Source organism: Longicatena sp. (assembly GCF_982403165.1).
In genome coordinates this window covers 1-6283 of record NZ_CEVYEL010000092.1, presented here as the reverse complement: position 1 = coordinate 6283, position 6283 = coordinate 1, and the positions used below count along the sequence as shown (strand labels likewise).

Annotated in this window: 5 protein-coding genes; 3 read left to right on the top strand and 2 right to left on the bottom strand. The window is 39.2% G+C overall.

Features of this window, described 5'->3' with window-relative positions:
- Nucleotides 1-108: 108 nt before the first annotated feature.
- A complete protein-coding gene (gene aroF, locus AC1VS3_RS12525; protein ID WP_008688550.1) occupies nucleotides 109-1125 on the bottom strand; it encodes a 3-deoxy-7-phosphoheptulonate synthase in 1017 nt (338 codons plus the stop codon).
- 18 nt (nucleotides 1126-1143) lie between these two features.
- The gene (locus AC1VS3_RS12520; protein ID WP_008688549.1) at nucleotides 1144-2409 is read right to left on the bottom strand and encodes a shikimate kinase; all 1266 of its coding nucleotides are present in this window, start codon (nucleotides 2407-2409) and stop codon (nucleotides 1144-1146) included.
- A 699-nt stretch (nucleotides 2410-3108) separates the two neighbouring features.
- On the opposite strand from AC1VS3_RS12520, the gene aroD reads away from it, so the two are divergent.
- The 3 genes from aroD to gltA all read left to right on the top strand — a co-directional run bounded on the left by aroD (nucleotide 3109) and on the right by gltA (nucleotide 6249).
- Nucleotides 3109-3879: a type I 3-dehydroquinate dehydratase gene (gene aroD / locus AC1VS3_RS12515; protein WP_008688548.1), complete on the top strand. Its 771-nt coding sequence runs from the start codon at nucleotides 3109-3111 to the stop codon at nucleotides 3877-3879.
- Between the two features lie 122 nt (nucleotides 3880-4001).
- Nucleotides 4002-4844, top strand: coding sequence for a sulfide/dihydroorotate dehydrogenase-like FAD/NAD-binding protein (locus AC1VS3_RS12510; RefSeq protein WP_008688547.1), 843 nt, complete (start codon nucleotides 4002-4004; stop codon nucleotides 4842-4844).
- Between the two features lies 1 nt (nucleotide 4845).
- Nucleotides 4846-6249: an NADPH-dependent glutamate synthase gene (gltA, locus tag AC1VS3_RS12505; protein WP_226897012.1), complete on the top strand. Its 1404-nt coding sequence runs from the start codon at nucleotides 4846-4848 to the stop codon at nucleotides 6247-6249.
- Nucleotides 6250-6283: the final 34 nt, after the last annotated feature.

Below are 6283 nucleotides of genomic sequence, written 5' to 3'. Positions count from 1 at the left end.
ACTAGTACGAAAGTTATGGTAAACGAAAAAGAAGCCAACTCATTTGCAATCTTATGCAATATATGAGCTGACTTTTTTTGATTTGCTTACGATCGTAAAATGTATGAGTTACATATCACGACCAATGACAGTGGCAATGGCTTTGCCTTTATCAATCACTTCTTTAAAACGTTCTGGCTTTAAGGATTGCGCTCCATCGCTCCATGCATTTTCCGGATCATTATGAACTTCGATGATCAATCCATCTGCTCCAGCGGCAATGGCTGCTAAAGAAGCAGATTCTACTAATTTCCAATCACCGGTTGCATGACTTGGGTCAATAATAATCGGCAGATGCGTTTTTTCTTTAAGAATTGGAATTACCGATAAATCTAAGGTGTTTCTTGTATACGTTTCAAAGGTGCGAATCCCGCGTTCACAGAAGATGACATTTTCATTTCCTTCTGACATGATATACTCTGCTGCCATGATCCATTCTTCAATGGTATTTGCTAATCCACGTTTTAATAGTACTGGTTTCTTCACACGTCCCACAGCTTTCAATAAATCGAAATTCTGCATGTTGCGAGCACCAATTTGAATCAAATCAACATTTTCGACAAATTCATCTAGCTTATCCACACTCATTAACTCACTGACGATAGGTAAGCCATATGTTTCTCTTGCGTGCATCATACATTGAATGCCTTTTGTCCCCATGCCTTGAAAAGCGTATGGAGAGGTACGCGGCTTATAAGCACCTCCACGCAGCATACAGCCACCGGCTTCTTTCACACTTTTGGCAATATCCATAATTTGTTTATCACCCTCTACTGAGCAAGGTCCACCAATCACAACGATTTTTTCCTTACCGCCAACCTTGATACCAGCTACATCGACTATAGTATCTGCTGGATGAAATAAGCGATTAGCTTTTTTGTATGGAGCGGCAATACGAGTAACATTTTCTACAAAAGGGTGAGCTTTTACTAATTTTTCATCAACTCGTGAGGTATCTCCAACTAGACCAAAGACATTATAATTATCACCATGAATCATCGTGACAGATAAGCCTTTTTGTTCAAAGTTGTGAATCAGTTTGTTGACCTCGTCTTTAGGCGCATTTTTCTTTAATGTAATAATCATAAATTTTTCCTCTTTCTATTAATCTTTTACAGCATTGATTAGAATGCTGTGATAAGCTGTTTCAATTTCGCTAACTGTTTCTTCTATATCGGTGTTATTCACCGCAATATAAGCTGCATACTTTCGATAGAGCGCTATACGCTCTGTATACATTTTATGCAAAGCTTCTTTACTGCTTGACAATGGACGATTGGGGTCAGCACTAATTAACTTATCGACATCGCGATCAATGAAAATAGTGATGCCATTTTGTCTTAAGTAATCCATATTCACTTTATGCTTAACAGTGCCACCGCCTGTCGCGATAATCTTATTGTTTGTTTTCGCAAGCTCAATAGCAACTTCTGTTTCTATAGCGCGAAATCCAGCTTCTCCACTTTCTGTGAAAATTTCAGGAATGCTTTTACCAGCTTTTTCAATAATCTTATCATCTAAATCAATGAACTCTTTCTGCATCCGTTTTGCTAGCATTTTACCGATTGTCGTTTTTCCTGAACTTGGCATGCCAATCAAAACGATGTTGCAGCGTTTCATTAACATATCTTGATAGATTTCATCTATGATGGCATCATCGATGGTTTTGTTCAGAAAATACTCAACGCTTTGTTTTGCTTGTGCAATGAGCATTTCTAAGCCGTTGACATGTTTGATACCTTCATTTTGGGCTTCTAAACAGAAACGTGTTAGAATTGGATTATAAATCACATCCATAACTGCTTCACATTTGTGAAACAATGTAATGTCAATAGGAGTATTGCCAATATGAGGATACATGCCGACAGGGGAGGTGTTAATGATAATTTCAGCATCTAGATGATGCAAAAAGCATTCATCATATGTGATGGCACCATTTCCTGCAACCACATCTACAATGATCATTTGTTTTGCTTGTTCATGCTGCACAACAGCCTGTATTGCTGCGGATGCTCCACCGTTGCCTATGATCAGTACCTTCTTGCCTTTCATTTGCACACCATGCTTTTTTACCATGTAATGAAAACCGGTGAAATCTGTATTATAGCCAATCAATTTGCCTTCTTTATTCACAATGGTATTTACAGCACCAATAGCTTTTGCATGCTCATCAATTTCATCTAAATAGGGGATAACTTCTTTTTTATAAGGGATCGTGACATTGATTGCGGTAAAATCACGTTTTTCCATAAATGCGTGAAATGCTTCTTTGGAAAGGGGAATCAGATCATACGTATAATCAGCAATGCGCTCATGAATTTCTTTTGAGAAGCTATGCCCGAGTTTTTCTCCGATAAGTCCATATCTCATAATTTTCTACCTCTTCTTTCTCATGATTATGAATAGAAGTACATCATGCCGTGCAACAAAAAAAGCATCAACGTCTGATAACTGTTCGATGCTTTATTAAAGCCCTGAAAAGGAACCATTCAATTTATCATGGTTTTTTCAGGGCTATCTAAAGTAAAAGTAAAATGTTTCGTAGGTTGTTGTATGCATGAGTATCACTCCTATTGCTTATAGAATACAATGTTTCTGCAAAAAAAGCAATAATTATTTTCATGAATTTGCATGATGTATGAAAAATAATGAAAAAAGATTAATGGCTGTGTGCATGCGATTGGCCTGTTGTTGTGAGATGCGCAATGTTATATAAAAGGAGTGATCCTATCGTTGGTACGCCAATAAGAAACGATGTAGTCTTAGGATCATAGATACAATTACCGACATTGTTAGGATTATATCATTTTTCTTTAACTACACGATCATATCGCTTGCAGGCATGAAGGAGATGGTATCTATCTTCATGATGAATGTTCAATAACGGTTATTGGGTAAATTGCCATAATGTGTGTAGGTGTTGTTTCATTGTTAAATAACCTAAAGAATAGCAAAATAAAGAAATTCTTGGTATAATAAAAAGCATTCAAAGCATAAAGGACTAAAAAGTATTCCATTCATGAGATGATAATCTAGAGGCATTTAAAGCATATGCAATAGGAGGAAAAAATGAAAACGGTAAAGGTCAGAAAGACAGTAATCGGAGAAGGACGGCCAAAGATTTGTGTTCCGATTCTTGGTAAAAATAAAGAAGAACTGTTATCAGAAGTAGATGAATTGAAACAATTAGATGTTGATGTAGTAGAATGGCGTATGGATTGGTTTGATGATATTATGGATCATTCAAAGGCATGTGCTATGCTGCATACATTGCGTGAAGCATTAGGCGATATGGTGATATTAGCGACCTTTCGTACAAAACAGGAAGGTGGCGAAAAAGCGATACAGAAAAAAGATTATGTAGCATTGTATCATGATATTATCATGAGTAAGGATGCGGATCTGATTGATGTAGAATTGTTTATTGGGGAAGAAGAAGTTAAAACCATTGTTAAAGATGCTCATAACCATCAAGTGGCAATCGTGATGAGTAATCATGATTTCGTGAAAACACCAAGCTGTGACGAGATTGTTGCACGTCTAAAAACAATGCAGGAACGCGATGCGGATATTTCGAAAATGGCCGTTATGCCACAGAGTAAAGCGGATGTTATAACACTGTTATCTGCAACAAATATCATGTATGAACAATTTGCGGATCGTCCAATTATCACCATGTCGATGGCGAAGGATGGTATCGTCTCACGCATATGTGGAGAGGTCTTTGGTTCTGCAATGACCTTTGGCGCCGCAACAAAAGCCAGTGCACCAGGACAAGTTGCCGCAAAGGATTTAAAGAATATGGTTGAAATGCTGCATAAGAGTTTAAAGGAAGAGTGAAGCCACTTTTCCTTTCTTTTTCTATGATTTTACTGTTGCACATTAAAACGAAAAAGGGTAAAATAAAAGGTGTGTTGGAACTTTTTTCAGAAATAATGAAAAAGTTTCAGGAAGGAGAAGCTATGTATAAGATCGTAGAGAAAGAGAACCTGAACCCAACCGTAACCAAAATGGTGGTTGCAGCTCCAGCTGTTGCTAAAAAAGCGTTGGCTGGTCAATTTATCATTTTGCGTGTGCATGAAAATGGGGAACGTATTCCTTTGACTATTGCGGATTATGACCGTGTAAAGGGAACAATTACAATTATTTTTCAGATTGTTGGAAAAACAACTATGCTGTTGAATGAATTGAATGAAGGAGATAGCATTTTAGATTTTGTTGGTCCATTAGGAAAACCATCTCATGTGGATGGCTTAAAAAAAGTTTGTGTCATTGGTGGAGGCGTTGGCTGTGCAATCGCGTATCCAACCGCGAAGGCCTTGCATGAGAACGGAGCTGATGTGACGGTAATTACCGGATTTAGAAATAAAGATCTTGTCATTCTGGAGGATGAATTCAAACAGGTGAGCAGTCATGCTTATTTGGTAAGTGATGATGGCAGTACCGGTACAAAAGGTCTGGTTACCAATGTATTGCAAGATTTGATCAATCAGGGAGAAACCTTTGATGAAGTCATTGCAATTGGACCACTGATTATGATGAAATTTGTTTGCGAATTAACAAAGAAATATAACATCAAAACGATTGTCAGCATGAATCCGATCATGATCGATGGTACAGGCATGTGTGGTGGTTGCCGTCTGAGTGTAGGTGGTAAAACCAAATTTGCTTGTGTAGATGGTCCGGATTTTGATGGTCATGAAGTTGATTTCGATGAGGCGATGTCACGTGGTGCTACCTATCGTGAATTTGAGGCTAGAGAACGTGAAGAAGCCTGCAATCTATTGAAGAAGGGGGTTGCATAATATGGCAAATATGGCAATGACAAAAGTACCTATGCCTACACAGGATGGGAATGTCAGAAGAAATAATTTTGATGAAGTAGCCCTTGGTTATACGAAAGAAATGGCGATGGAGGAAGCACAACGCTGCCTGCATTGTCCTACGAAACCATGTATTAGCGGATGTCCGGTAGCTGTCAATATTCCTGATTTCATTGAAGAAGTAAAAAATGGAGAATTTGAAAAAGCGTATCAGATCATCCGCCAGACAAGTTCTTTACCTGCTGTCTGCGGACGTGTTTGTCCACAGGAAACACAGTGTGAAAGCAAGTGTGTTCGTGGTGTAAAGGGTGAAGCAGTAGCAATTGGACGTTTAGAGCGTTTTGTAGCTGATTGGCATCGCGAACATGTAAAGGATGAGGCGGTAAAACCTGCCAGCAATGGACATAAGGTTGCTGTTGTTGGTGCTGGCCCTGCAGGCTTGACTTGTGCCGGAGATTTGGCAAAATTGGGTTATCAAGTATCCGTTTTTGAGGCATTGCATGTAGCCGGCGGTGTGTTAATGTATGGTATTCCTGAATTCCGTCTGCCAAAAGCAATCGTACAAAATGAAATTGATGGTTTAAAGCAGATGGGCGTAGATATTGAAACAAACATGGTCATTGGGCGCAGTGAATCGGTGGATGATTTGTTTGAAGCCGGTTATGAGTCGGTATTTATTGGCAGCGGTGCTGGTTTGCCTAACTTTATGAATATGCCAGGTGAAAATCTGAAAGGTGTATATTCAGCAAATGAGTTCTTAACTCGCTGCAATCTAATGAAAGCTTATAAAGAAGGTGTTGATACACCAATTCAGCATCCAAAACGTGCAGTCATCGTCGGCGGCGGTAATGTGGCAATGGATGCAGCACGTTGCGCAAAACGTCTGGGAGTTGAAGAAGTTACCATCGTATATCGTCGTAGCATGGAGGAGTTGCCGGCTCGTAGGGAAGAAGTTGAGCATGCACAAGAAGAAGGAATTATCTTTAGATTGTTAACTAATCCTGTACGTGTACTTGGTGATGAAAACGGCTGGGTCAAAGGTATGGAATGTGTATCTATGGAATTAGGTGAACCAGATGAAAGCGGTCGTAGACGCCCTGTAGAAATAAAGGATAGTAATTTTGTTTTGGATGTGGATTGTATGATCATGGCTATCGGAACTTCACCAAATCCTTTAATTCGTTCCACTACGGAAGGATTGGAAACAAATCGCAAAGGCTGTTTAATTGCCGATGATAATGGTGCTACTACAAGAGAAGGTGTCTTTGCGGGAGGAGATGCTGTTACAGGTGCTGCTACGGTTATTTTGGCCATGGGTGCTGGGAAAACAGCTGCAAAAGCGATGGATGCCTATATTCAAAATAAGAAATCGAGTAGGGTGAAATAAATCACCCTCTCACACCACCGTACGTACGGTTCCG